Source organism: Pseudomonas sp. MYb193, from assembly GCF_002966775.1.
Taxonomy (GTDB): domain Bacteria; phylum Pseudomonadota; class Gammaproteobacteria; order Pseudomonadales; family Pseudomonadaceae; genus Aquipseudomonas; species Aquipseudomonas paracarnis.
On the sequence record NZ_CP023269.1, the window covers coordinates 5,727,008 to 5,749,006 of the forward strand.

At 58.9% G+C, this 21,999-nt stretch carries 20 protein-coding genes and 1 pseudogene; 11 read left to right on the forward strand and 10 right to left on the reverse strand.

What is annotated here, in order from left to right; all coding sequences use genetic code 11:
• The first annotated feature begins 16 nt into the window (after positions 1-16).
• From metF to CLM72_RS26325, 4 genes are all read left to right on the forward strand, one after another.
• Positions 17-862, forward strand: a complete 846-nt coding sequence (gene metF / locus CLM72_RS26310) for a methylenetetrahydrofolate reductase [NAD(P)H] (protein WP_034129073.1) — start codon at positions 17-19, stop codon at positions 860-862.
• Between the two features lie 79 nt (positions 863-941).
• Positions 942-2,024, forward strand: coding sequence for a hypothetical protein (locus CLM72_RS26315; RefSeq protein ID WP_105228822.1), 1,083 nt, complete (start codon positions 942-944; stop codon positions 2,022-2,024).
• Between the two features lie 63 nt (positions 2,025-2,087).
• On the forward strand, positions 2,088-2,891 hold the full coding sequence (locus CLM72_RS26320; protein WP_105228823.1) for an ABC transporter substrate-binding protein: 804 nt from the start codon (positions 2,088-2,090) through the stop codon (positions 2,889-2,891).
• Between the two features lie 222 nt (positions 2,892-3,113).
• On the forward strand, positions 3,114-4,997 hold the full coding sequence (locus CLM72_RS26325) for a DEAD/DEAH box helicase (protein WP_105228824.1): 1,884 nt from the start codon (positions 3,114-3,116) through the stop codon (positions 4,995-4,997).
• Positions 4,998-5,071: 74 nt separating this feature from the next.
• Here the strand turns inward: CLM72_RS26325 and CLM72_RS26330 are convergent, their stop codons facing one another.
• Both CLM72_RS26330 and CLM72_RS26335 read right to left on the reverse strand, forming a co-directional pair.
• Positions 5,072-5,671 carry a YceI family protein gene (locus CLM72_RS26330; protein ID WP_105228825.1) on the reverse strand — a complete coding sequence of 200 codons (600 nt, stop codon included), beginning with the start codon at positions 5,669-5,671 and terminating at the stop codon, positions 5,072-5,074.
• A gap of 32 nt (positions 5,672-5,703) precedes the next feature.
• Positions 5,704-6,255, reverse strand: coding sequence for a cytochrome b (locus CLM72_RS26335; RefSeq protein ID WP_105228826.1), 552 nt, complete (start codon positions 6,253-6,255; stop codon positions 5,704-5,706).
• Positions 6,256-6,527: 272 nt separating this feature from the next.
• Here CLM72_RS26335 and CLM72_RS26340 point away from each other — a divergent pair, with 272 nt between their 5' ends.
• Positions 6,528-7,934: an adenosylmethionine--8-amino-7-oxononanoate transaminase gene (locus CLM72_RS26340; RefSeq protein WP_105228827.1), complete on the forward strand. Its 1,407-nt coding sequence runs from the start codon at positions 6,528-6,530 to the stop codon at positions 7,932-7,934.
• Positions 7,935-7,991: 57 nt separating this feature from the next.
• Positions 7,992-8,711 (forward strand): 16S rRNA (uracil(1498)-N(3))-methyltransferase, encoded by a 720-nt coding sequence (locus tag CLM72_RS26345; protein WP_105228828.1) that lies wholly within the window; start codon positions 7,992-7,994, stop codon positions 8,709-8,711.
• A 77-nt stretch (positions 8,712-8,788) separates the two neighbouring features.
• Here CLM72_RS26345 and CLM72_RS26350 read toward each other — a convergent pair whose 3' ends face one another.
• Positions 8,789-9,286 carry a hypothetical protein gene (locus tag CLM72_RS26350; RefSeq protein WP_146120439.1) on the reverse strand — a complete coding sequence of 166 codons (498 nt, stop codon included), beginning with the start codon at positions 9,284-9,286 and terminating at the stop codon, positions 8,789-8,791.
• Positions 9,287-10,561: 1,275 nt separating this feature from the next.
• Between CLM72_RS26350 and CLM72_RS26360 the strand changes: the two genes are divergently transcribed.
• Together CLM72_RS26360 and CLM72_RS26365 are read left to right on the forward strand one after the other, a co-directional pair.
• Positions 10,562-11,473 carry a hypothetical protein gene (locus CLM72_RS26360; RefSeq protein ID WP_105228831.1) on the forward strand — a complete coding sequence of 304 codons (912 nt, stop codon included), beginning with the start codon at positions 10,562-10,564 and terminating at the stop codon, positions 11,471-11,473.
• A 7-nt stretch (positions 11,474-11,480) separates the two neighbouring features.
• Positions 11,481-12,842, forward strand: coding sequence for a hypothetical protein (locus CLM72_RS26365; protein WP_105228832.1), 1,362 nt, complete (start codon positions 11,481-11,483; stop codon positions 12,840-12,842).
• Positions 12,843-12,973: 131 nt separating this feature from the next.
• Here CLM72_RS26365 and CLM72_RS29410 read toward each other — a convergent pair.
• A pseudogene (locus CLM72_RS29410) lies at positions 12,974-13,090 on the reverse strand (IS5/IS1182 family transposase); the annotation flags it as partial.
• A 339-nt stretch (positions 13,091-13,429) separates the two neighbouring features.
• Between CLM72_RS29410 and CLM72_RS26375 the strand changes: the two are divergent.
• Entirely contained in the window at positions 13,430-14,410 is a 981-nt protein-coding gene (locus CLM72_RS26375; protein ID WP_105228833.1) for a toll/interleukin-1 receptor domain-containing protein, read from the forward strand.
• A 526-nt stretch (positions 14,411-14,936) separates the two neighbouring features.
• On the opposite strand, the gene CLM72_RS26380 is transcribed toward CLM72_RS26375, so the two are convergent.
• From CLM72_RS26380 to CLM72_RS26390, 3 genes are read right to left on the reverse strand one after another with little or no spacing between them, the layout of a single operon-like run.
• The gene (locus CLM72_RS26380; protein WP_105228834.1) at positions 14,937-15,839 is read right to left on the reverse strand and encodes a transporter substrate-binding domain-containing protein; all 903 of its coding nucleotides are present in this window, start codon (positions 15,837-15,839) and stop codon (positions 14,937-14,939) included.
• A 25-nt stretch (positions 15,840-15,864) separates the two neighbouring features.
• Positions 15,865-16,215 (reverse strand): RidA family protein, encoded by a 351-nt coding sequence (locus CLM72_RS26385; RefSeq protein ID WP_034128923.1) that lies wholly within the window; start codon positions 16,213-16,215, stop codon positions 15,865-15,867.
• 10 nt (positions 16,216-16,225) lie between these two features.
• The gene (locus tag CLM72_RS26390) at positions 16,226-17,467 is read right to left on the reverse strand and encodes a D-amino acid dehydrogenase (RefSeq protein WP_105228835.1); all 1,242 of its coding nucleotides are present in this window, start codon (positions 17,465-17,467) and stop codon (positions 16,226-16,228) included.
• A gap of 109 nt (positions 17,468-17,576) precedes the next feature.
• Between CLM72_RS26390 and CLM72_RS26395 the strand changes: the two genes are divergently transcribed.
• Positions 17,577-18,479, forward strand: coding sequence for a LysR family transcriptional regulator (locus CLM72_RS26395; protein ID WP_105228836.1), 903 nt, complete (start codon positions 17,577-17,579; stop codon positions 18,477-18,479).
• 31 nt (positions 18,480-18,510) lie between these two features.
• On the opposite strand, the gene CLM72_RS26400 is transcribed toward CLM72_RS26395, so the two are convergent.
• Positions 18,511-19,128 carry a hemolysin III family protein gene (locus CLM72_RS26400; RefSeq protein WP_003195019.1) on the reverse strand — a complete coding sequence of 206 codons (618 nt, stop codon included), beginning with the start codon at positions 19,126-19,128 and terminating at the stop codon, positions 18,511-18,513.
• 145 nt (positions 19,129-19,273) lie between these two features.
• Here CLM72_RS26400 and CLM72_RS26405 point away from each other — a divergent pair, with 145 nt between their 5' ends.
• Entirely contained in the window at positions 19,274-20,188 is a 915-nt protein-coding gene (locus tag CLM72_RS26405) for a LysR substrate-binding domain-containing protein (RefSeq protein ID WP_105228837.1), read from the forward strand.
• Between the two features lie 604 nt (positions 20,189-20,792).
• On the opposite strand, the gene madM is transcribed toward CLM72_RS26405, so the two are convergent.
• Entirely contained in the window at positions 20,793-21,557 is a 765-nt protein-coding gene (gene madM, locus CLM72_RS26415; protein WP_032897715.1) for a malonate transporter subunit MadM, read from the reverse strand.
• A 5-nt stretch (positions 21,558-21,562) separates the two neighbouring features.
• Entirely contained in the window at positions 21,563-21,955 is a 393-nt protein-coding gene (madL, locus tag CLM72_RS26420; protein ID WP_057976496.1) for a malonate transporter subunit MadL, read from the reverse strand.
• Between the last annotated feature and the right edge of the window lie 44 nt (positions 21,956-21,999).

Consider the following 21,999-nt stretch of genomic DNA (forward strand, 5'->3'; position numbering starts at 1 on the left):
TTCCAAGGGTATGACCATGTCCCAAGACCGTCGCTACAGCTTCGAGTTCTTCCCGACCAAGACCGATGCTGGGCATGAAAAACTGATGGCAACTGCCAAGCAGTTGGCCAGCTTCAGCCCTGACTTCTTCTCCTGCACCTACGGCGCTGGCGGTTCGACCCGTGATCGCACGATCAACACCGTGTTGCAGCTTGAAAGTGAAGTCAAAGTTCCCGCCGCTCCGCATTTGTCCTGCGTGGGCGACAGCAAGGCCGACCTGCGTAGCCTGCTGACCCAATACAAAGCCGCCGGCATCAAGCGCATCGTTGCCCTGCGTGGCGACCTGCCATCAGGCATGGGCATGGCCAGCGGTGAGCTGCGCTACGCCAACGATCTGGTGAGCTTCATCCGCGAAGAAAGTGGCGATCACTTCCATGTCGAAGTAGCCGCTTACCCGGAGATGCACCCCCAGGCGCGCAATTTCGAAGACGATTTGCAGAACTTCGTGCGCAAGGCCAATGCCGGCGCCGACAGTGCGATCACCCAGTATTTCTTCAACGCCGACAGCTACTTCTACTTCGTCGAGCGTGTACGGGCGATGGGCGTGAACATCCCGATCGTGCCGGGCATCATGCCGATTACCAATTACAGCAAGCTGGCGCGCTTCTCCGACGCCTGCGGCGCCGAGATCCCGCGCTGGGTGCGCAAGCAACTGGAAGCCTATGGCGATGACGTCAAAAGCATCCAGGCGTTCGGCGAGCAGGTCATCACCGAGATGTGTGAGCAATTGTTGCAAGGTGGTGCACCAGGGTTGCATTTCTATACCCTGAACCAAGCTGAACCCAGCCTTGCCATCTGGAACAACCTCAAGCTGCCACGTTAACGCTTGACCGGTTGTACCAAGGCCCTCGTTCTGACGAGGGCCTTTGTCGTTTTACGTTACCCACGGAACCCCGCAGTCCATGAATACAGTGCCCTCGACGTCCCGCCCGCAACTGGTCTACCTGGTCTTCGGCGCCGACACCTACCATCAGGAAGCCGTATTCAGCATCGCCAGCGCACTGGCATTCCTGCAGGACACGCCGGACGCGAACATCGACATTCAGGTATTCAGCGACAACCCCGAGCCCTATCGCTTGCTGCCAGTGCGCGTCCGCCCGCTGGATGAGGCCACCCGCAAACGCTGGAGCGAGCCCCACGGCTATCACTTTCGTACCAAACACGTGGTGCTGCGCCAGGTGCTGCAAGAATCCCCGGTGGCACTGCTGATCGACACCGACACCTTCTTCCATCATTCGCCCATGGCCCTGTTCGAACGCGTACAGCCCGGCACCCTGCTGTGCAACGCTTTCTACACCAAGTACGGCGACAATCACGAAAGCATCCTTTACACCGCCCTGCGCCAGCGCCTGCTGGACATGGGCGTGGCCGACGATGACATGATGACCCTCAACTCCGGCGTCATGGGCCTGACCCAACAGGATGCGCACATCCTCGACCACTCCATCGAGTTGATGGATGAACTGTTCCCCCACGCCCAGGGCGCCTACACCCTGGAAGAGTTCTGCCTGTCCATAGCCGCCTACCGTACCGTCAAGGTGCGCGAGTGCCCGGACCTGATCCATCATTACTGGAGCCGCAAACAGCTGTTCCGGGCCAAGGTCAAGGCGTGGATCGCCAAGCACGCCAGCGCACCCACCAGCGCACAAGCCCTGGCCGATACGCGCCAAGTCTCCTCGCACCTGCCGCGCCCGCCGCGTTTGCAGCGTTTGATGTACAAGCTGATCACCCTGCTGCTGCCCAAGCATCAGCAACAGTTCATCCGCGAGATTCTCTACGGCTGCTACGAACACGAAAACGAGTTCGACCAGGCGTGCGGCCCGGTCTGGTGGGACAAGGCCCGACAAAACCAGGAAGAACGCCAGAAGCGCCCGATTGATGCCCACCAGTTGGAACACTGGTTCGCCAACCCCGTGGTGCGTTTGATTCTGGGTGAGCGCCGGGCCGCGATCCACGAACACCTGCTGAACGCTCCTGCGAAGTAGGACCGCCCGCCAATGCGCGTGCCAGAGCTTCTCTTTCTTCGGGGAGCGTCGTAACCTCAGGGTATGCCCGTCCTCTTCAAGCTGTTGACCGCTGTGCTGTTTTCTTGCCTGAGCCTGACCGCTCATGGCGAGAAACTGCGCATTGTCACCGAACCCTGGGCGCCCTATGTCTACGAAGACAACGGCACCATGGCCGGCCTGGATTATGAAACCACAGTGATCGTGTTCCAGCGCCTGGGGGTGGACGTGCAATGGCAGTTCCTTCCTTGGAAGCGCTGCCTGGCGATGCTCGAGCAGGGCCACGCCGACGGCGCACTGGATATCTTTCATAGCCAGGAGCGCGACGCGTTGCTGCTCTATCCCAGCGAGCCGTTGTCGGAAGTCGAATTTGTCTTGTTCTATGCCAACGAACGCCCTCACCCCGCCGCCACGCTCGACGACCTGCGCGGCCTGACCGTTGGCGTTTCGCCTGGCTACCTTTATGGCAACGCGTTCAGTAAGTCCAACACCTTCCAGCGCGAACCCGCACCCAGCCATGAAGCCAACTTTGGCAAACTCATGCTGGGTCGCGTCGATATGGTGGTGACTGACCGGCGCGTGGGGCACCACGTGCTCAAGGCGCTGGGCCTGGAAGGTAAAGTCAGCCAGGCGTCGGTGGTGGTCAGCCGCCAGCAGCAATTTCTTGCGGTACGCCGTGGCGCAGGCATGGACCTGCTGGTGCAACGCTTTGCCGCCGAGCTCAAGCGCTTCAAGCAAGAGCCCGCCTATGCCACATTGAGCGCCAAATATGGGCGGATGCACGAGCAAACAGCCCCCATACCAGCCCCCGAACACGCCGTTGAGCAGCAGGAAAGCAGCGCGCAGTGATTGCTCTGTTATACTGCGGCCTTTCCGCCAGGCTTACGCCCGGCCGCTCGGGTCTTGAAAACGGCACCCAACCCAGCTACTGCGCAGCTTTGCAGCCCGCGCGAGCCGGTGGAGTGCCCGCCAGACGCAGCAGGACCGGACGGGGTTGCGCTCCCCTAAGCGCCATTCACGCCCGGCAAGATTATCCCTTTGGGCCAAGCCCTAACTAAAACAGGATTACTCATGTCCTTTGCTTCCCTCGGTCTCTCCGAGGCTTTAGTCCGCGCCATCGAGGCAGCGGGCTATACCGAGCCTACTCCGGTGCAACAGCGGGCCATTCCCGCCGTGTTGCAAGGTCGCGACCTGATGGTCGCGGCTCAGACAGGTACTGGTAAAACCGGCGGTTTCGCCCTCCCGATCCTGGAGCGGTTGTTTCCCAACGGTCACCCGGACAAATCCCAACGTCACGGCCCGCGCCAACCGCGTGTACTGGTCCTGACCCCAACCCGCGAACTCGCCGCTCAGGTGCACGACAGCTTCAAGCTGTATGCCCGCGACTTGAAGTTCGTCAGCGCCTGCATCTTCGGCGGCGTCGGCATGAACCCTCAGGTTCAGGCCATGTCCCGTGGCGTCGATGTACTGGTGGCCTGCCCGGGTCGTTTGCTCGACCTGTGCGGCCAAGGCAGCGTCGATTTGTCCCACGTGGAAATCCTCGTGCTGGACGAAGCCGACCGCATGCTCGACATGGGCTTTGTCCATGACGTGAAAAAGGTCCTCGCCCGCCTGCCGGCCAAACGTCAGAACCTGCTGTTCTCGGCAACGTTCTCCAACGACATCACCGCCCTGGCCGGCAAGCTGCTGCACAACCCCGAGCGCATCGAAGTCACGCCGCCCAACACCACGGTCGAGCGTATCGAGCAACGCGTGTTCCGCCTGGCCGCCAGCCACAAGCGCTCGCTGCTGGCGCACCTGATCACCCAGGGTGCCTGGGAACAGGTGCTGGTATTCACCCGCACCAAGCACGGCGCCAACCGCCTGGCCGAGTACCTGGACAAGCACGGCCTCACCGCCGTCGCCATTCACGGCAACAAGAGCCAGAACGCGCGCACCAAAGCCCTGGCCGACTTCAAGGCCGGCAGCGTGCGTATCCTGGTGGCCACCGATATCGCCGCACGCGGCCTGGATATCGACCAGTTGCCACACGTGGTCAACTTCGAGCTGCCAAACGTCGATGAAGACTATGTGCACCGTATCGGCCGTACGGGCCGTGCCGGTCGCTCGGGCGAGGCCATTTCGCTGGTCGCGCCGGACGAAGAAAAACTGCTGAAAAGCATCGAGCGCATGACCAAGCAGAAAATCGCCGATGGCGACCTGATGGGCTTCGATGCCAGCGCCGTGGAGGCCGAGAAGCCAGAAGCGCGCGAGCGTCCGGATGTGCGCAACCCTCGCAACCCACGTGGTCCGAAGGGCGATGGCCCGAACGGCGGCGGTGGTGGTGGCGGTCGTCGCGACAAAGGCAAGGACAAGGGCAAGGAAAAATCCGCGACCAGCAGCCGTGGCGAACGCCCGGCCCGTGAGCAGAAGCCCCGTGAAGGCACCCCGGCCCGCGAACAGCGCCAGCCGAGCCAGCCACCACGCGCCGCGGCCGACCGCGCCCCGGACGAGTTCCTTGACGACGATATCGATAACTTCGGTAACCGCGTCGACTACGTGCCCCAGGCCAAACCGGCCCAGGGCCGTGGCCGTCGTCCAGGGGCTCCGGCTCAGGGCGCAGGCGCTCCACGTAGCGGCCAGCCACAGGGCGGTCGCCAGAACGCCCCGCGCAGCAGCAGCGGCGGTACCACCGGTACCCCACCTGCCAAGCGCAGCGGCCCGCGTAATGGCGCACCGCGTGACGGCCAGGCCCGTCGCGAAGATTCACGCAGCAACAACCGCCGCCCGGCCCGTGACGATCAGCCTCGCTCGTCCGAGCCTGCAGTACAAAACCCACGGGGTGGCCCGGCGCCGAAGATCATCCACAAGGAGTCGAAAGCGGATCGCTTCCCGACACCTGAGCAGTTGGATCAACTGCCAGGCCGTCCTCGTGGTGAGAAACCAGCGCTGCTGACTCGCAACCGCGAAGCATAAAAAAAACCCGTATCGCGAGATACGGGTTTTTTTTGCCTGTAGGAGCGAGCTAGCTCGCACCTACATACAAAGCATTACTTCGCTTTCACACCTTCAAAGGTGATGTACAGCTGAACAGCGTCGGACTGTGGGCCTACGTCCATGCCAGCCGGGAAGAATTCTTTGCGGCTGATCGAGGTGGTGCCTTCAAAGCCGGCACGGTAGCCGCCCCATGGATCCTTGCCTTCGCCCAGGAACGTGGCCTTGACCACGACAGGCTTGGTCACGCCGTGGAAGGTCAGGTCGCCAGTTACGTCCGCAGTCTGCTTGCCATCAGCGTTCTTGCCGGTTGGCTTGACGCTGGTGGAGACGAACTTGGCATCAGGGAATTTGCCCGAATCCAGGAAGTCTTTGCTGGTGACGTGCTTGTCGCGCTCGGCGTGGTTGGAGAACACGCTGGCGGTGCGAACATTCACTTCCACCTTGGCGTCTTCAGGCTTGGCAGCGTCAAAGCTGAACTTACCGTCCAGGTCCTTGAAGGTACCGGTGATGAAACTGTAGCCCAGGTGACTGATCTTGAAATCGACGAAGGCGTGCTGGCCTTCCTTGTCGATCACGTAGTCAGCGGCCATCGCCGAACCTGCGGACAGCAGGGCAGAACCGATTGCCAGCGCAGCGAGTGTTTTTTTCAACATGCTTTCTATTCCTTGTGAGTCGAGGTTGAACATCAGGCTTTGCGTCCCAGCATTCGCGTAAGGGTCGCATCACGATCGATAAAATGGTGTTTCAGTGCTGCCACACCGTGCAAGCCGGCGAAAACCACCAGCACCCAGGCCAGGTACAGATGCACCCAACCGGCGGTATCTGCCTGGTCCGGTAGACCGGAAACCACGGCAGGAATTTCAAACAGGCCAAACACCGGGATACCGACACCGTCTGCGGTGGAAATCAGGTAACCGGCAATCATCACGGCAAAAAGCCCGAGATAAAGAAAAGCGTGCCCAAATGCAGCACCCAGGCGCGTCATGCGGCTATAGCTGGCCAGCGGTGGTGGCGGCGGGCTGACCAGGCGCCAGACGATCCGCACCAGCATGATGGCGAACAGCGTGATGCCAATGCTCTTGTGCAAGTCGGGCGCATCTTTGCGCCAGGCGCTGTAGTAATCGAGACCGACCATCCACAAGCCCAGGGCAAATAAACCGAACACCACCAGGGCTACGCCCCAGTGCAGAACCATGCTGACCCAACCATAGCGGGCCGGCGAATTACGTAGCTGCATGTACTTAATCCCGTAAGAACTGTGCCCAAGACTAGCGCTTTACCTATCGAATTAAAGCGGAAAATTTTGCTTTGAAATATCGGAAAATACGATAAAGAGGCTAGGCATCATAAATTAACAAGGGATTAAGACTATCCCTGGGAAACGTGACAGACCGTCCTGCATTTACCGCGAATTTCCCCACAATGGCTTGTGACCCAAGCCACCATTGCATAGGCTTGCGCGATTGTTTCGCCTGCGCCCGCCGCAGGACCGCTTCGAGGAGATCACCGATGGGCTTGAACAACCAGTGGATGCAACGCGACCTCGCGGTGCTGTGGCATCCCTGCACCCAGATGAAAGACCACCAGCAATTGCCCCTGGTGCCCATCAAGCGCGGTGAAGGCGTATGGCTGGAAGACTTCGAAGGCAAGCGCTACCTTGATGCCGTCAGTTCATGGTGGGTCAACGTATTCGGCCACGCCAACCCACGTATCAACCAGCGCATCAAGGATCAGGTCGATCAGCTGGAGCACGTGATCCTCGCCGGTTTCAGCCATCAACCGGTGATCGAGCTGTCCGAGCGCCTGGTCGCGATGACACCCGAAGGGCTGACCCGCTGCTTCTATGCCGATAACGGTTCGTCCTGCATCGAAGTGGCGCTGAAGATGAGCTTCCACTACTGGCTCAACCGCGGCCAGCCGAACAAAAAGCGCTTCGTCACCCTCACCAACAGCTACCACGGCGAAACCATCGCCGCGATGTCGGTGGGCGACGTGCCGCTGTTTACCGAGACCTACAAGGCGTTGCTGCTCGACACCATCAAGGTGCCGAGCCCGGATTGCTACCTGCGCCCCGACGGCATGAGCTGGGAAGAACACTCGCGCAACATGTTCATGGCGATGGAGCAGACCCTGGCCGAGCATCACGACACCGTCGCTGCCGTGATCGTCGAGCCGCTGATCCAGGGTGCCGGTGGCATGCGCATGTACCACCCCGTGTACCTCAAGCTGCTGCGCGAAGCCTGCGACCGCTATGGCGTGCACTTGATCCACGACGAGATCGCCGTGGGCTTTGGCCGCACCGGCAGCATGTTCGCCTGTGAACAGGCCGGCATCCGCCCGGACTTCCTGTGCCTGTCCAAGGCGCTCACCGGCGGTTACCTGCCGCTGGCCGCCGTGGTCACCACCGAAGAGGTCTACAGCGCCTTCTACGACGACTACCCGACCCTGCGTGCCTTCCTGCACTCCCACAGCTACACCGGCAACCCGCTGGCCTGTGCGGCGGCGTTGGCGACGCTGGATATCTTTGAAGAAGACAACGTCATCGAAAACAACAAGGCCCTGGCCCAGCGCATGGCGACGGCCACCGCGCACTTGGTCGACCATCCTCACGTGTCGGAAGTGCGCCAGACCGGCATGGTGCTGGCGATCGAGATGGTGCAGGACAAAGCCACCAAGGCCGCCTACCCATGGCAGGAACGCCGTGGCCTGAAGGTCTTCGAGCACGCGCTGGAGCGTGGGGCGCTGTTGCGGCCACTGGGCAGCGTGGTGTATTTCCTGCCGCCCTATGTGATTACACCCGAGCAGATCGACTTCCTGGCTGAGGTCGCCAGCGAGGGGATCGATATCGCCACCAACAGCAAGGTCAGTGTGGCGGTGCCCAAAGATTTTCACCCAGGCTTCCGAGACCCAGGCTGACCGCTCCATCGCCACAAAAAACAGCCCTATCGATGTTGAATTTTCCAGAGAACAGACATGAGACTGTCCCGCTTTTTCACCGACACCCCGCTGAGTCTCGGTGACCACGAACTGCCCGAAGCCCAGGCGCATTACATCAGCCGTGTGTTGCGCATGAGTGAAGGCGATGCCGTGCAATTGTTCGACGGCTCCGGCCAGGAGTTTGGTGGCACCTTGCTGGAAGTCGGTAAAAAACGCGTCACCGTGCAACTCACGGATAGCTTTGCCGGCCAGGCCGAATCGCCCCTGCATATTCACCTCGGCCAGGGCCTGTCCCGGGGCGAGCGCATGGATTGGGCGATCCAGAAGGCCACTGAACTGGGCGTCAACGCCATCACACCGATCTTCAGCGACCGCTGCGAAGTGCGCCTCAAGGACGAACGCGCCGACAAGCGCTTGCTGCACTGGCGCCAGGTGGCAATCAGTGCGTGTGAGCAATGTGGGCGTTCGACGGTGCCGGTGATTCACCCCCCGCTCTTGCTGGCAGACTGGCTCAAGCAAACCGAGGCGGATTTGAAGCTGGTGCTGCACCCGGTGGCAGAACCGATGATCAGCCACGCCAAGCCATCAACCCTGGCGTTCTTGATCGGCCCCGAGGGTGGGCTCACCGATAATGAAGTCGAGACCGCCCAGGGCGCCGGCTACCACGCCGCTCGCCTCGGCCCGCGGGTGTTGCGTACCGAGACCGCGCCCGTCGTCGCACTATCCGTCGCCCAACAACTCTGGGGCGACTTCTAACCTCACCCTGTAAACCCAATCAAATGTGGGAGGCCCCACTAAGTCTTCGACATAGCGCTGTCGCGCATCAAACTGGTTCATCGTAAAGTTGAAGAACGCGTACGGGGCAAAGGCCGTAGCCGGCACTGGCGTGTCAGCACCCGAGTGGGAGAGTGGCCTGCACGGTATCGGTGTGGAATCATTGTCGGGGTGATGACAAAATCCATGTCGATCTGAGCTTTGTCGACGCACGCATAAGAGATGCGAAACGCTTCCACAAAATCCGGAATTTGCTCAATAGAGCTTCCGTAGAAAATGGGTACGAAATCAGAATCCAGTCTCACTTTGGTCTGACCCCAGTCAGCTTCTGGAGAGAAATTTTCAAGCATTGGAAACTCCGGCCAAACCGCATAAAGCGCCTTGGTGAAGTTCTCGAATTCTTCATAGGTTTCGATAGGCAATGCTTCAAGAACCGACTCCTCGGTTCTTAGCAGAACCGCCCACGCAAACATATGTTTGACTTGGCTGGCTACGTTGGCAGGCCACAGATCAGATGCGCACAGGGCCAGCGCTGTATCCGTGCGTTTGTAACGCAAAAAAACCTGGCGAGTCTGTTCAATACGTTTCTGAAATTCTCCACCGATCTCTGGATCAGGCGCGCCTGCCTGAACAAAGACTCGAAATCCTCAGGCCATAGTTGCGAATCCAGAGTTGCTTTTGCGGCCTTACGCTCGCGTTTTTCCCGAGATTTCTTTCCCATCTGACACTTCCTTTTGCATGGCTGTGGGCGCCGGTTTTGAATTGACCCGATTGCAGAGAGAGGCCAGACCAGTCTGATAGTTCCCGAACCATCACCTGTCCCGGGTTATACACTTCTGGTGGTGGGTCAGCCTGGCTCCTGCATATAGGTCAATTCGGCATCAGCGCGAACAATCATGGCTTTCGCGGCTTGCGCTGCTCCTGTCCTAGCTGGCGTGACACCGGCCTTTTCATGCGGCCACTCTCAACCTGTCCAGAAATGTACAAATGTTCATTGGGCCACTGCCACTGACCGGAACGATCAATGCTGTCGGTGGATAGTTGATACAGTGATAACCGTCCGGCCAACTCACTTTCCTGACCCCGACGCCAAAGGCGATGGTGTGCCTCCGGCGTCATGGTAGAAAACCTCTTTTCCAAATGAGTCGCTGCGGATAGCTCGCCCACTTGGCTCAGCTATCCGCTTTCTTGCCGCACCGACAGTGCTAAAGATGAAAGCTGCCTAGGGGCCGTTCGTCGCATCGGGGCTCATGTGGAAGGGCTGATGGATTCCTGATCCACCGCGCTTCGGTTAGAGTTGTGGACTTGCAGCAGATTGGTATTTTTCGCGATTTTGCCGCATTCAGCCCTGAAAATGCGCTCTGAGCGAGACTCTGGTTTCGAAAGCCGAACGTTGGCTTGGAGTGCTTTCTGACGATCTCAGCGAACCGCAAAGCCGCTATGAGACCACACACATATATTTGACAAAGCCCGGGCTAGGCCTCCAGAATGTGTTTATCCAACGAATGTCGGCATCCAGTCCTAGGAGATGCACATTCGGCGCAGTCAGCATGAGGGGTAGCAACCCTTCTTTGGACATTGGCTACCGTGAGCTGCAACGGTTCCTTCTCTTGGCGCAACAGCCTCGACCAAGAGTGACCGCAAAGGGGCAACGCTCTGTAATCTGTTGGAAGCAGATCTGGCACATTTTGTCAGTAGGGCACGTGAGGGATTTCTGACCTTCCTTGTCGAAGAAACGGACTTCGGCATGCTGATTACTATCCGACGAATATTTATGGTTCATCTCGAGCCTTCGGGCTTGAGATGAACATCCGTCAGGACATGATTTGCATATGAACCCTCGCTTGACTGGCAATGAAATCGCCAAAATTCAAACGCTCCTGAATGAACATGTCCAGAAAAAGGGCCCTAGCATCTTAGGAGCTCAACTGGGCCAGTGCATCAGGCGTGCGATTTCGCCAAAATCCATCAAGTTTATCGGCAATCTTCGGAGCCTCGTGGATATCGAGCTTCGAGAGCTGCTGTCTTTCGTTGAGGCCCTACCCTCCGATTCCCTGTACTTGGTTTCCGGTCCTGGTCAGGGTCCTATCACATTCAACTCCGAGTTTGTGCCTGCTGCAGGCGCGAAGCTCTGGGAAAGCTTCTCGAACCCGACGATAGATTGCCTGGTTGGCGTTGACTCGGCTGGTGTGACTTACGTCACGACGTCTGCTAAGCCGTTTGGTGCCGATTTTACACTGCTCAAAAAGATGACCTCGGATGAGTTTTACGACCTCGCCCAGGTTTTTGCTAATGAGCAGAAGGATATTCCACTTCAAGCGGCGCTGTACGAGGCGCTCGATCATCCCAACTTCTATTCGAAGTGGATCGCTGCTCTGCGAGCGCATCGCTCCACGGCCAACTTCCTACGAACTTGGGAGATCAAGCGCACTGAGTTAGTGATAGCGCGGCTACAGGAGGAGCTTGAAAGGGCTGGCCTGGGAACTGCTCGGGCGGTTGTTATCGCCAACGATATTCGTCCCAAGCCTGCTCGGTCGGTCGCCAAACCAGCCGCAGTGCCCGCACCAAAGACTGCTCGCCAGCCTGAAGCGCCTACGGCGGTACCAGGAGCTGAGTCGAACGATCTTGAGGAACTGCGCGCTGTAATGCACCGGGCGATTGATAAGATGTCCCTCGCTGACCTCAAAGACATTCGCGTTCCTGCAGGTTTGCTGCTCGAAATTTTCCAAGAGCAAGCGGACTGAATGATTCATGCGGCCATTGTTGATTATTTCTGAAGCCCGACAAGCTAATCAGATCTCAGAAGTTATCCGCAGGTATGGTCATCCTCAGGCCATAAGCCGCTTCATTCGTCGCATCGAGGTGGATCTCAATCTTGAGGTTAACCCTCAGCACTTCCACTACGAAATCATGAAGGTGTTGCAAGACCAGATGCCTGCTGGAGCACGGCAGGGCTACTTGATCTGCGCTACGCATGACATCGAAAGGGAGTTGAGGCTCAAGGGGTTTCTCAAAACCCAGCAGGCAGAATTCCAGCTTTACAATGCGCAGGAACTCGCGAAGGTTTTTCCTGCCGGTGGGCAAGCTAAACCACAGTTGGCAAAGATCATTGCCAATTGTGGTTTGTCGATTGATGCCGCAGCGCTCAGCATCATTTCCAACTGGACTCACTCGCTGATCGACATCAATGCGCTAACCGCGTGGAAAGGTCAGTTCGGTCGTCTAGGAAAGCTCTCTTGGTTGGCTGACGCGATCCTGGCGAGGGTGGCATTGATGACCGCGCCAGAATTGGGTGAGATTTTCATGAACTCCCCAGTGATGGACGCTGAGATCGCTGCATTTAACAAGGATCGTCGCGGCGCGGTCAAAAGCGGAGACATCCTGGCGAATCTGTTGAATAAGAGGCGTCCAGATCTAGAGCTACTTGATTCACCTGCCGATGCCATTGCGAAATTTCCGAATGGCAATGTAGTGGTGGTTGAGGACGGGCTGTGGAGTGGTACTGAGCTCATCGGTGTGTTTGACAGTCTTCTTGGCCGGCGGGCTGGTCGAGAAAAGACCAAGCCACTCGACGATCCTAGCCTTCTGAAGGGGGTGTCGCTTACTCTGGTCTTCGGCATGAGTACTGACTATGGCGAAGCCATGGTAAGGCGCTACCTGCAGGACGAAGGCCTCAACAATATCTCCATATTCAGTGCTAGCCCATTGGAGTTGGCATCGCCGACACTGCTGACGAAAATCGGTGACCCGGCGTTCCCGATTGACGGGCTGCGTGCGAACGGGCCCATGGCCGGCGACATTAATCCATTCCTGATCAGCAGCTTGTCTTCCGCGCTTACACCTGATCAGTGCGAAAATGCTCGCTTGTTCTGCAATTCGCTAGGTCGTCAATTATGGGTCAATTATCTCACTCAAATGAAGACCCTGAAGGACTGGGACATGTGGCCTGACGAGAAGCTGGATAACTGTGCCCTGGGTATGCATGGTCTGGGGCTGACTCACGCATTCGGCCACTCTGTGCCAAAAGCCAGCCTTCCATTACTGTGGGGCAGTGGCCCTGTTCAGTGGGGTGGCAAAACGATTGAGTGGAAGCCGCTTTTCAAGAACGCCTAGGTTGATTGCCTAGCGTAGCCTCAAGCCCTCATGGCTTCCCCGCTGGCATATGCCAGATCTTGTGCACTGCTGAAGTAGAGATCCCGAGCTTCCAAGATGTCTCCTTCCGAGGACGCCCTGAGCTTTGTACTTTAGGCTCTGTACGAAGAGAGATGTCGCAAACACCGCATGGGACGGGCCAGTGAGACCACGGCTGCATAGCTTGTCGCGAGCTTGTCGAAGCGGGTCACTAGCCGGCGGTTCTCTTTCGCCACGTATCTGCAGGCGCGTGGTGGCCCTCATTGATGATGATGAAGTCGAAGAAATCGGGCGACACGTGCTGGGTTATCGGGGTTGTTATCTGCGAGACAGATATCAGGACATCAAGGAGCAGCGCAAATTTCAAGAGCGGATCTCCGACTCTCTGCTGGAGCACTACTCCAGAGAGGCGGTGGCCGTTTTATTTTTCATGACGAGATCAGGAAATTTCAAACGTGCAGAGACTAAGTGGGTGGATTGGTTTCCCTTCATTGATGCTCGTTCCACTGCCGTCAATCCAGCAAGGTGGCCTGGTTGCTGCCCCCTCAATACATCCCAAAGAGTAAAAAATGACAGAAGTCGAAAACCGCGGCTCGATCTTCATCTCCTACGCATGGGGCAATGGATTAGAAAACAAGGAATGGGTACGCCAGCGCATCGTCAGCAGTTTGGACTGGAACCACGACGTATTTTGGGATCGAGACAGCATTGCCTATGGCGAATCGATCGACGGCGTTATTGCCCAGGCGCTGACCAAGCGTCCGATACTGGTCCTCTGCCTATGCGATCAGGATTATGTAAGGGCCGCTCACCAAGAGGGCTCAGGCCTCTATCGCGAGCTGCAGATGCTGACCAAGATTGCCGACGAGCCTGGAGTACGGATCGTCCCGCTCATTCTTGAAAGCGGATGCATCGACAAACTTCCTGAGCCTTTGGCTGGTCGGCTATACCTGAATCTGCAGCCATTACACCAACTGAACATCGATATCGGAATGGCCTTAATGAGTGCTGCCGAAGGGATGACACCGGCAAAGGTACAAAAAGGCATCACCGCCCAACTGGCCGCCTTCAAATTACGCCAGCGTGCGCTGAACTTCCTGCGCAAGCGCCCAGTGACGATCTGGGGCAATGGCCGCACCCACGAGGTGATGGTTTATCGAGAAGATGCAGCACCCCAACTATTGCTCGCGCCGCAGTGGATGTGGGAAAGCGATAACTGGAACTACATGCTCAACGATGACGCTCCAACGTTCTGCCCAACCAAGGGGCGCTGGCACTGGGAACTATCGTCCTCGTCAATCGACATGCGCCCGCTCGCCACTGCACTGTTGTCGGTTTTCTTTGAGCAACTCGCCGGCGAGAACGAACAAAGATTTCTAAACCAGGGAGGCATCGTCCTCGCCAACACGTTCTTCAGAACAGTCTTGATTACCGAGCCATTCACTTTCAACGCGGAAGATATCGTTGGCTTTCTGATGCGGCGCGATGAGGGTTACGAAGCATTGGAAATGCTATTGAACGCGGCAGATACGGATGTCGAAGTCGCTTAGCTATCAGCAGAAACTTTAAACGCAGAACAATAGGCCGTTTAGAGATCCCGTGAGCGGCCGCCATCAATCAGCGCGATGCACCGCAATGCGCTCGCATTCGGGAAGGCTATAAAATATCCTTGCTTATGGATGTATCCAAACTGGTAGCTTTTGCACCGGCGTGGAGATAGTTGGGGCAAGAGCGTTTTGCTTACTTTGCCGCTTTTGCAAAGTGAGCCGCCGCTGAACACTAAGTGGCCGTTACCTAAATAACGGATATGTACGCGCTCTGATCCAACATCCCAGTTGGCTGCCAGGCCGTCTTCGCAGGCAAGCCAGCTCCCACATTTTGATCGCGGTGCGTCAGTTAGATCAGCGTCAGATGTCAGGCCGTCACGGGAGCAAGCTCCCTCGCCACAGGTCCAGCGTCGCCTCGAAGTTGTGTAGATACCTATGCTGCGATAGCGGTCTGTCAGTTGCAGATTAACTGCCTGAACCACCGCTATCGCAGGCAAGCCACACACAGTTTTATCGGGTTACCCCAGGCTTACTCCACTGGGTCACTCACCGGCTTGGCGATGATCGCTTTCAACTCGCTGGTCATCGGGAACTCCAGGTTCAAGCCCTTGGGCGGAATCGGCTGCTCGAACCAGCGCTGGTAAATCCCGTTGATCTCTCCCGAGCGGTACAGATCGCCCAGGGTTTCGTTGACCACAGCCAGAAACTGCGGGTCATCCTTGCGCACCATGCAGCTGTAGATCTCCCGCGACTGCTCCTCGCCGACGACCACCCAGTGATGCGGGTCCTTGGCCTTGGCGCGCTCGCCGTAGAGCAACGCGTCGTCCATATAGAACGCTACCGCCCGGCCAGTCTCGAGCATCTTGAACGCTTCGCCATGGTCCTTGGCGCTGATCACGAACATATTGGCTTTGTGTTCAGCGTTATAACTTTTGAGAAAGCGCTCATTGGTGGTGCCGGCAGTGGTCACCACATTCTTGCCCGCAAGGTCGGCAAAGCCTTTGATCCCGCTGTTCTTGGCCGTGAGCAACTGGCCCTTTACGTAGATAAACCCGTAGGAGAATGCCACCTGCTTCTGCCGCTCAGCCGTCACGCCGGTGGAGCCGCACTCCAGGTCGACAGTGCCGTTCTGCACCAGCGGGATGCGGGTTTGGGACGTCACCAGGTTGTACTTCACCTTGAGGTCGCCCAATGCGGTTTTCTGCTGAATACGCTCGACAATCTTGTTTGCCAGGTCCACCGAGTAGCCCATCGGTTTACCACTGTTATCCCCCACGTAGGAAAACGGCACCGACGCATCACGGTAGCCCAGGGTGATGGACTTGGCGCTGGCGATCTTGCTCAAAGTGCCCTCCAGCGGCGCTTCGGTTGCATGGGCCTGTGCGTTCAACAAAAGCCCCAGCGCGCAGCCGGTCAACAGGATTGTTTTCATTGTTATTCTCCGTGGGTATTTGAGGTTATTTACGGACTGCGATCACGCTGATTTCCACCAGCACACTCGGCCGCGCCAGCTCTGCCTGCAAGGTAGTGCGCGTGGGCGCCATGCCTGGCGAGAGCCATGCGGACCAGACTTCATTCATCGGCGTAAAACCGGCAGCGATGTCCTTCAGGTAAATCGTCGCGTTGAGCAAGTGGTCCTTATCGCTGCCCGCCTCGGCCAACAGCGTGTCGATTCTGGCAAGCACTTCCCGGGTCTGGGTAGCCACATCCAGGCCGTCGCCCGGCACCTGGCCCGACAGGAACACCAGTTCCTTGAACGTCACGGCACCGCTGAGTCGTTCGTTGCTGTTGATTCGGGTAATGGTCACGGCTGCATCCTCAAGCGGCGCGGGGCGTCAGGCCCTGCATATCAATGGAAGGGGTGCGCTGGTCGATCAATTCGGCCAGCAGTTGGCCGCTGCCGCAGGCCAGGGTAAAGCCAAGCGCGCCGTGGCCCAGGTTCAGCCACAGGTTGCGATAGCTACTGGCACCAATCAGCGGCACGCCCGTTGGCGTGGCCGGGCGCATGCCAGCCCATTCGAGCGCGTGCGCGTAGTCAGCTGCATGGGGAAATGTCTCTACTGCCTGGCGCTTTATCAACGCCAGGCGCGAAGGCTCGAGGCCGGCATCGAATCCCACAATATCCACCATGGCCGCGACCCGCAGTTGCTCGCCAAGGCGCGCGTAGACGATCTTGCGGTCGTAGTCGGTGATGCTCACATTCGGCGCCTTGTGTTGCGGGCCAATCGGCACGCTCAGGCTGTACCCCTTGAGCGGATATAAGGGCAGTGACAGCCCCGGCAGTGCCAACTCAGCGCTGCGATAACCGGCCGCCAGGACCAACTGTTCGACCGGCATCACCTCGTCACCCAGTTCGATGGCCTGCACCGCACCGCCAGCATGGCGCAGCCCGGTGACCTTGCGCCCGAGCAAGAACCTGCAACGCCCCGACGCCTCAAGCCGGGCCGCCAATTGCCGGCAAAAAGCGTGGCAATCCCCCACTTCCTCGTTCGGCGTGTAGATGCCGCCGACAAAGCCACCGGCCGCCAGTGCGGGCTCCAGGCGAGCGCACTCAACAGACGACAACACTTGTTGCTGCAGGAAATTTGTGACCTTGGCGCGGGCATGTTCAAAGGTGCTGGCGCTGCGAAACATCACCAGCTTGCCGTTGCGTCTCCAGTCGAAGTCGCCCAGGCGATCATCCTCGCGCCACTGCTGTAACGTGCTCTGACTCAGGGTAGCCAGGCGCAGAAGATGGGCACCGTTACGCTTATTGACCGAACCCCGGCAAGCGCCGATAAAGGCCGCCATCCAACGCCATTGCTGTGGGTCGAGGCGGGGTCGCAACTTCAAGGGCGAGTCGCCCCGCAGCAACCACCCGATTGCCTGCAAGGGCACGCCCGCGTCAGCCAGTGGCGCAACATAGCGATAGGACAGTTGCCCACCGTTGGCAAAACTGGTTTCGCTGCCCAGGGAGTCACGGGCGTCTATCACCGTGACCTCGTGGCCGGCCCGCACCAGTGCGTAAGCACTGGCCAGGCCGATGACCCCACCACCGATGATGCAAACCTGCCTCGCCATCCCAGCCCCCGGACCGTTGATTAACTGAAGGCCAAGCGTAGGCGCAGGTGACAGACCACCGACAATGAATAAAGATGGGTCACCTATAAACAAAGGTTATGGACCTGCCATGCGCTTGCGTCATATCGAAATCTTCCAGGCCATTCGCCAGACTGGCTCGATCAGTGCCGCCGCGCAGTTGCTGCACGTCTCGCAACCGGCGGTGACCAAAGTGTTGCAGCACGCCGAAATGCAGCTGGGCTTTGCGTTATTCCTGCGGGTACGGGGTAAATTGCAACCCACCCCGGAAGCACTGGCGCTGGAACGCGAAGTCGAGAAAGTCAGCGCAAGCCTGCAAGGCGTGCGGCGCCTGGCGAAAAGTTTGCGCCGCGAACCGGGACAAAGCATTCGCATCGGCGCAATCCCGGCGCTGGCGCTGGCGCTGCTACCGCCGGCGGTCCTGGAATGGAGGCGCGATTACCCGGACATTGCCTGTGAATTGTCCAGTGACCATAGCCACGAGCTGGTGCAAAAGCTGTTGATGCGCGAGATCGACCTGGCGCTGACGCTCAACTTTTCCGGGCATCCGGGGCTTACCACTCAAGTACTGGCCAACGGCGTGCTGGTGGCATTGGCGTCCAAAGGCTATTGGCCCGATGCCGAACGGCATCAGCCCCTGCCGTTGGCCGAACTGGCCGGTGCGCCCTTGATCGGCCTCTCCAGCGCAGACCCGCTGGCCGCCAAGCTGGAGAGTTATCTGGAAAGCGTCGACCCGCCACCACGCGTGACGATCTCGGTGCAGACCTACTCACTGGCCCGCGCGATGGTCGAATCCGGCGCGGGCCTGACCGTGATCGATCCGTTCACGGCGTTGGGTGCCTCAACCGCCACCACACATATCCGAACGCTCACCCCGCCGCTGCCGATCACCCTCTACGCGCTGACCCGTGCCAACGAACCTCCACCGCATATGCTGGCCAAGTTGCTAGAGATTTTTGGTAGCCGCGCCCAGGCGTTACTGGAACGCCTTTAAGTGTGGGAGCCGGGCTTGCCCCCTCCCACAATCAGAGCACGTAATGCATGATCGCCACAAAATGCAGCAGGCTGCCGCCAATCACAAACAAATGCCAGATGCCGTGGGAATGGCGCAAGCGATCCTCCAGGGCAAAAAAGATAATGCCTACGGTGTACAGCACCCCACCGGACGCCAACCAGATAAACCCTGCCGTGCCCAATGCCGCCATCAGCGGCTTGACCGCTACCAGTACGATCCAGCCCATCACGGCGTAGATCACGATGGACAAAATCCGCGCCTCCGACCGCGGCTTGATCTCCTGCAGGATGCCGATCACCGCCAGCCCCCACACAATCCCGAACAACGTCCAGCCCCACGGCCCGCGCAGGGTCACCAGGCAGAATGGCGTATAACTGCCGGCTATCAACAGGTAAATGGAAAAGTGATCGACCTTCTGCATGATCGCTTTTCGCCGCCCCCGCACGCTGTGGTAAACCGTCGACGCGCTGTACAGCACCATCAGGGTAAAGCCATAAATCGCCACGCTGACGATCTTCCAGGGGCTGCCGTCAAGGCTCGCCACTACCAACATCCACACGGCGCCAATACAGGCCGCGACTGCACCGAGCAAATGGCTCCAGGCGTTGAATCGTTCCCCGTGGTACATCTGCCATTGACCTCCCGTAACCCTCAAGAACAGGCGGACAAGCGTCCAGCCTTGCGCATCAGAGTGCAAGCGGCACGTGACGTTCCGGCGACGACAGTCGCGTTTACGGGCACAATCGAGTGCAATCGAACAAGAGCCCAAGGCCATGCTGATCGACGAAGAATTCACCCTCAAGAAGCTGGAGATCTTCCTGGCGTTCATGCGCACCGGCAACCTGGCCCGCGCCGCCGCCGAGTTGCAAACCAGCAATGTCAGCGTGCACCGCGCCATTCACTCCCTGGAAAGTGCCCTGCGCTGCCCGCTGTTCAAACACGAAGGGCGCAACCTCACCCCGCTGGAAAGCGCCTACGTGCTCGAAGAGCGTGCGCAGAAACTGGTGGCTGATGTGGTCGACAGCGTGCGCCTTACCCGCGAAGCCGCCGGGTTCTCGGCCGAACGTTTCAAGCTCGGCTCGCTGTATTCGCTGACGGTCAAGACCGTGCCGCAATTGATCATGGGCCTGAAAATCCGGCGCAGCGAACTGAATATCGACCTGATCCTGGGCTCCAACTTCGACCTGCTCTATAAGCTCAAGAACATGGAAGTGGACGCGATCCTCATCTCCCTCGACGAACACGCCCACGACCCCGACTGCGAGCAGATCGCGCTGTTCAGCGATGACATCTTCCTCGCCACCCCGGCCGATTCGCCCCTGGACCGCGATCAGGAAATCGACCTGGCCGACGTGCGCGATGCCACCTTCATCACCCTCACCCAGGGCTTCGCCACGCATCAGGACGGCAACCGGGTGTTCCATCAGGCCGGGTTCGAGCCGAAGGTGGCGATGCAGGTGAACGATATCTTCACCTTGCTGAGCATGGTCAGTTCAGGGGTGGGTTATGCGCTGCTGCCAGGACGTATCGCAGCGGTGTATGAGAACCGCGTGAAGCTGATACCGCTGCAGCCCAGGTATCGCTTGCAACAGCAGATCGGTGTGGTGTTCCTGAAAGCCAAGGAGCGCGATCCGAACTTGCTGGCGTTGTTGGCGGAGTGTCGGATGTATGCCAATCGCCAGGCTTGAGGCCGCCATCGCAGGCAAGCCAGCTCCCACAAGGGACCGAGATCGCCTGTAGAGCTGGCTTGCCTGCGATGAGCATAGGTATCTACATAACTCTGTTAGCTCAACGGTAACCACGATGCGAAGCGAGCCGCTCTTGATCTTGATCTGCTTTTGATCTTAGGCGCCCCGTTAAACCACGCTGGCCGGAATTCGACAGGGATTTGGGGGGTAAACCGGCAGGGATGCCGGTTTAGCCGCCCCGCGCCATGGATGGCGCGTGGCGGCGGCCCCCCAAATCACTGGCGGATTACGGGCACACCGAGCCTAAGCGAGGTGCCGAGTGGTGGGGCAAGAGCGCTTTGCTTACTTTCGCGCTTTTCGAAAGTGAGCCGCCGTCAGGGCGGAACCCTAAGTGGCCGTTACCGCAGGAATGGATATGTACACGGTCCAACTGTGTTGACTGTCAGGCCGTCTTCGCAGGCAAGCCAGCTCCCACATTGGATCGCGGGGCATCAGTTATATCTGTGTCGGCTGCCAGGCCGTCACGGGAGCAAGCTCCCTCGCCACAGATTTAGCGTCGTGCCGAAGTTGTGTAGATACCTATGCTGCGATGAGGCCCGACCCGTCAGCCCACCAACCCACGCATCAGCAAAAACAACAACGACGGCCCCAGCAAACACCCCAGCGCCGTATAGAACGCCGCGGTCAAACACCCATAAGGCACCAGCTTCGGATCAGTCGCCGCCAGGCCGCCCGCCACGCCGCTGGAGGTGCCCATCAAGCCACCGAAGATCACCGCGCTGCGTGGGTTGTTCAGCCCGATCAGCGGCGCCACGAACGGCGTCATCACCATCACCAGAATGGCCTTGATCAACCCTGCGGCAATCGACAGCGCCATCACCTCGGAGCTGGCCCCAATCGCCGCGCCGGTCACCGGGCCGACGATATAGGTCACGGCCCCGGCGCCGATGGTGGTGAGGCTCACCGCATCGGTGTACCCGAACGCCATCGCCACCCCTACCCCGGCAACGAACGACGAGCCCACGCCGACAAACAGCGCCAGCACACCCACGAAGCCGGCGCGTTTGAGCTCATCGACACTCACGCCAAACGCCGTGGCGACAATGGCAAAGTCGCGCAGCATCGCACCGCCCAGCAAACCGATGCCCGACAACAGTGGAATATCCACCACGCCCTTGGAACCACCCGTAAACGCACCGCCCACATACGACAGCGCCAACCCCAGCAAAATGGCAATGGCCGAACCATGCAGGCGGCCCTTGGTGAAGGTATCGGAGATCCAATAAGACACCCACATGGTCAGGCCGATCACGGCGAAACCACTGATCAAGCCGTAGCCGGTGATCACTTTCATCATCGATTCGTACATGGCGATCACCCCGCTTCTTTAGTGGGAGCAACCGCAACCGGCTCGCGGTTACCGATACGCACCAGCACGGGCACCAGGGCAAAGCCAAGCACCACGGCGAGGGTCCCGGCCAGAATCGCCATAGGCCCACCGCTGATCGCGCCATACACGTTTTGCTGGGCGGCCATCGCCACCACAATCGGGATATAGATCGCAGCCCAGAAACTCACGCCTTGCTCTGACTTGCCGGTAAACAGGCCGCGTTTGCTCAGGTAGCTGCCCAGGCCGATCAACAGCAGCATGGCAATACCCACCCCGCCGACGTTGGCCGGAATACCCAACAGCTTGCCCAGCAGTTCACCCACAAACAGCCCTGCCAACGTGCAGAACGCCAAAAAAGCCACACCGTAGATAATCATGGTTGTTGTCCTCAAAGTGCTCGTTCGAAATTGTTGTTTTTGTG

What these genes read in the sequence shown, in the direction of transcription:
- CLM72_RS26375 (WP_105228833.1), top strand. Translation starts at nt 13,430, where the DNA reads ATGACAGAAGTCGAAAACCGCGGCTCGATCTTCATCTCCTACGCATGG.
- CLM72_RS26330 (WP_105228825.1), bottom strand. Translation starts at nt 5,671, where the DNA reads ATGTTGAAAAAAACACTCGCTGCGCTGGCAATCGGTTCTGCCCTGCTG.
- metF (WP_034129073.1), top strand. Translation starts at nt 17, where the DNA reads ATGTCCCAAGACCGTCGCTACAGCTTCGAGTTCTTCCCGACCAAGACC.
- CLM72_RS26365 (WP_105228832.1), top strand. Translation starts at nt 11,481, where the DNA reads ATGCGGCCATTGTTGATTATTTCTGAAGCCCGACAAGCTAATCAGATC.
- CLM72_RS26380 (WP_105228834.1), bottom strand. Translation starts at nt 15,839, where the DNA reads ATGAAAACAATCCTGTTGACCGGCTGCGCGCTGGGGCTTTTGTTGAAC.
- CLM72_RS26395 (WP_105228836.1), top strand. Translation starts at nt 17,577, where the DNA reads ATGCGCTTGCGTCATATCGAAATCTTCCAGGCCATTCGCCAGACTGGC.
- CLM72_RS26390 (WP_105228835.1), bottom strand. Translation starts at nt 17,467, where the DNA reads ATGGCGAGGCAGGTTTGCATCATCGGTGGTGGGGTCATCGGCCTGGCC.
- CLM72_RS26360 (WP_105228831.1), top strand. Translation starts at nt 10,562, where the DNA reads ATGAACCCTCGCTTGACTGGCAATGAAATCGCCAAAATTCAAACGCTC.
- CLM72_RS26320 (WP_105228823.1), top strand. Translation starts at nt 2,088, where the DNA reads ATGCCCGTCCTCTTCAAGCTGTTGACCGCTGTGCTGTTTTCTTGCCTG.
- CLM72_RS26325 (WP_105228824.1), top strand. Translation starts at nt 3,114, where the DNA reads ATGTCCTTTGCTTCCCTCGGTCTCTCCGAGGCTTTAGTCCGCGCCATC.
- CLM72_RS26400 (WP_003195019.1), bottom strand. Translation starts at nt 19,128, where the DNA reads ATGTACCACGGGGAACGATTCAACGCCTGGAGCCATTTGCTCGGTGCA.
- CLM72_RS26405 (WP_105228837.1), top strand. Translation starts at nt 19,274, where the DNA reads ATGCTGATCGACGAAGAATTCACCCTCAAGAAGCTGGAGATCTTCCTG.
- CLM72_RS26340 (WP_105228827.1), top strand. Translation starts at nt 6,528, where the DNA reads ATGGGCTTGAACAACCAGTGGATGCAACGCGACCTCGCGGTGCTGTGG.
- CLM72_RS26345 (WP_105228828.1), top strand. Translation starts at nt 7,992, where the DNA reads ATGAGACTGTCCCGCTTTTTCACCGACACCCCGCTGAGTCTCGGTGAC.
- madL (WP_057976496.1), bottom strand. Translation starts at nt 21,955, where the DNA reads ATGATTATCTACGGTGTGGCTTTTTTGGCGTTCTGCACGTTGGCAGGG.
- CLM72_RS26315 (WP_105228822.1), top strand. Translation starts at nt 942, where the DNA reads ATGAATACAGTGCCCTCGACGTCCCGCCCGCAACTGGTCTACCTGGTC.
- madM (WP_032897715.1), bottom strand. Translation starts at nt 21,557, where the DNA reads ATGTACGAATCGATGATGAAAGTGATCACCGGCTACGGCTTGATCAGT.
- CLM72_RS26335 (WP_105228826.1), bottom strand. Translation starts at nt 6,255, where the DNA reads ATGCAGCTACGTAATTCGCCGGCCCGCTATGGTTGGGTCAGCATGGTT.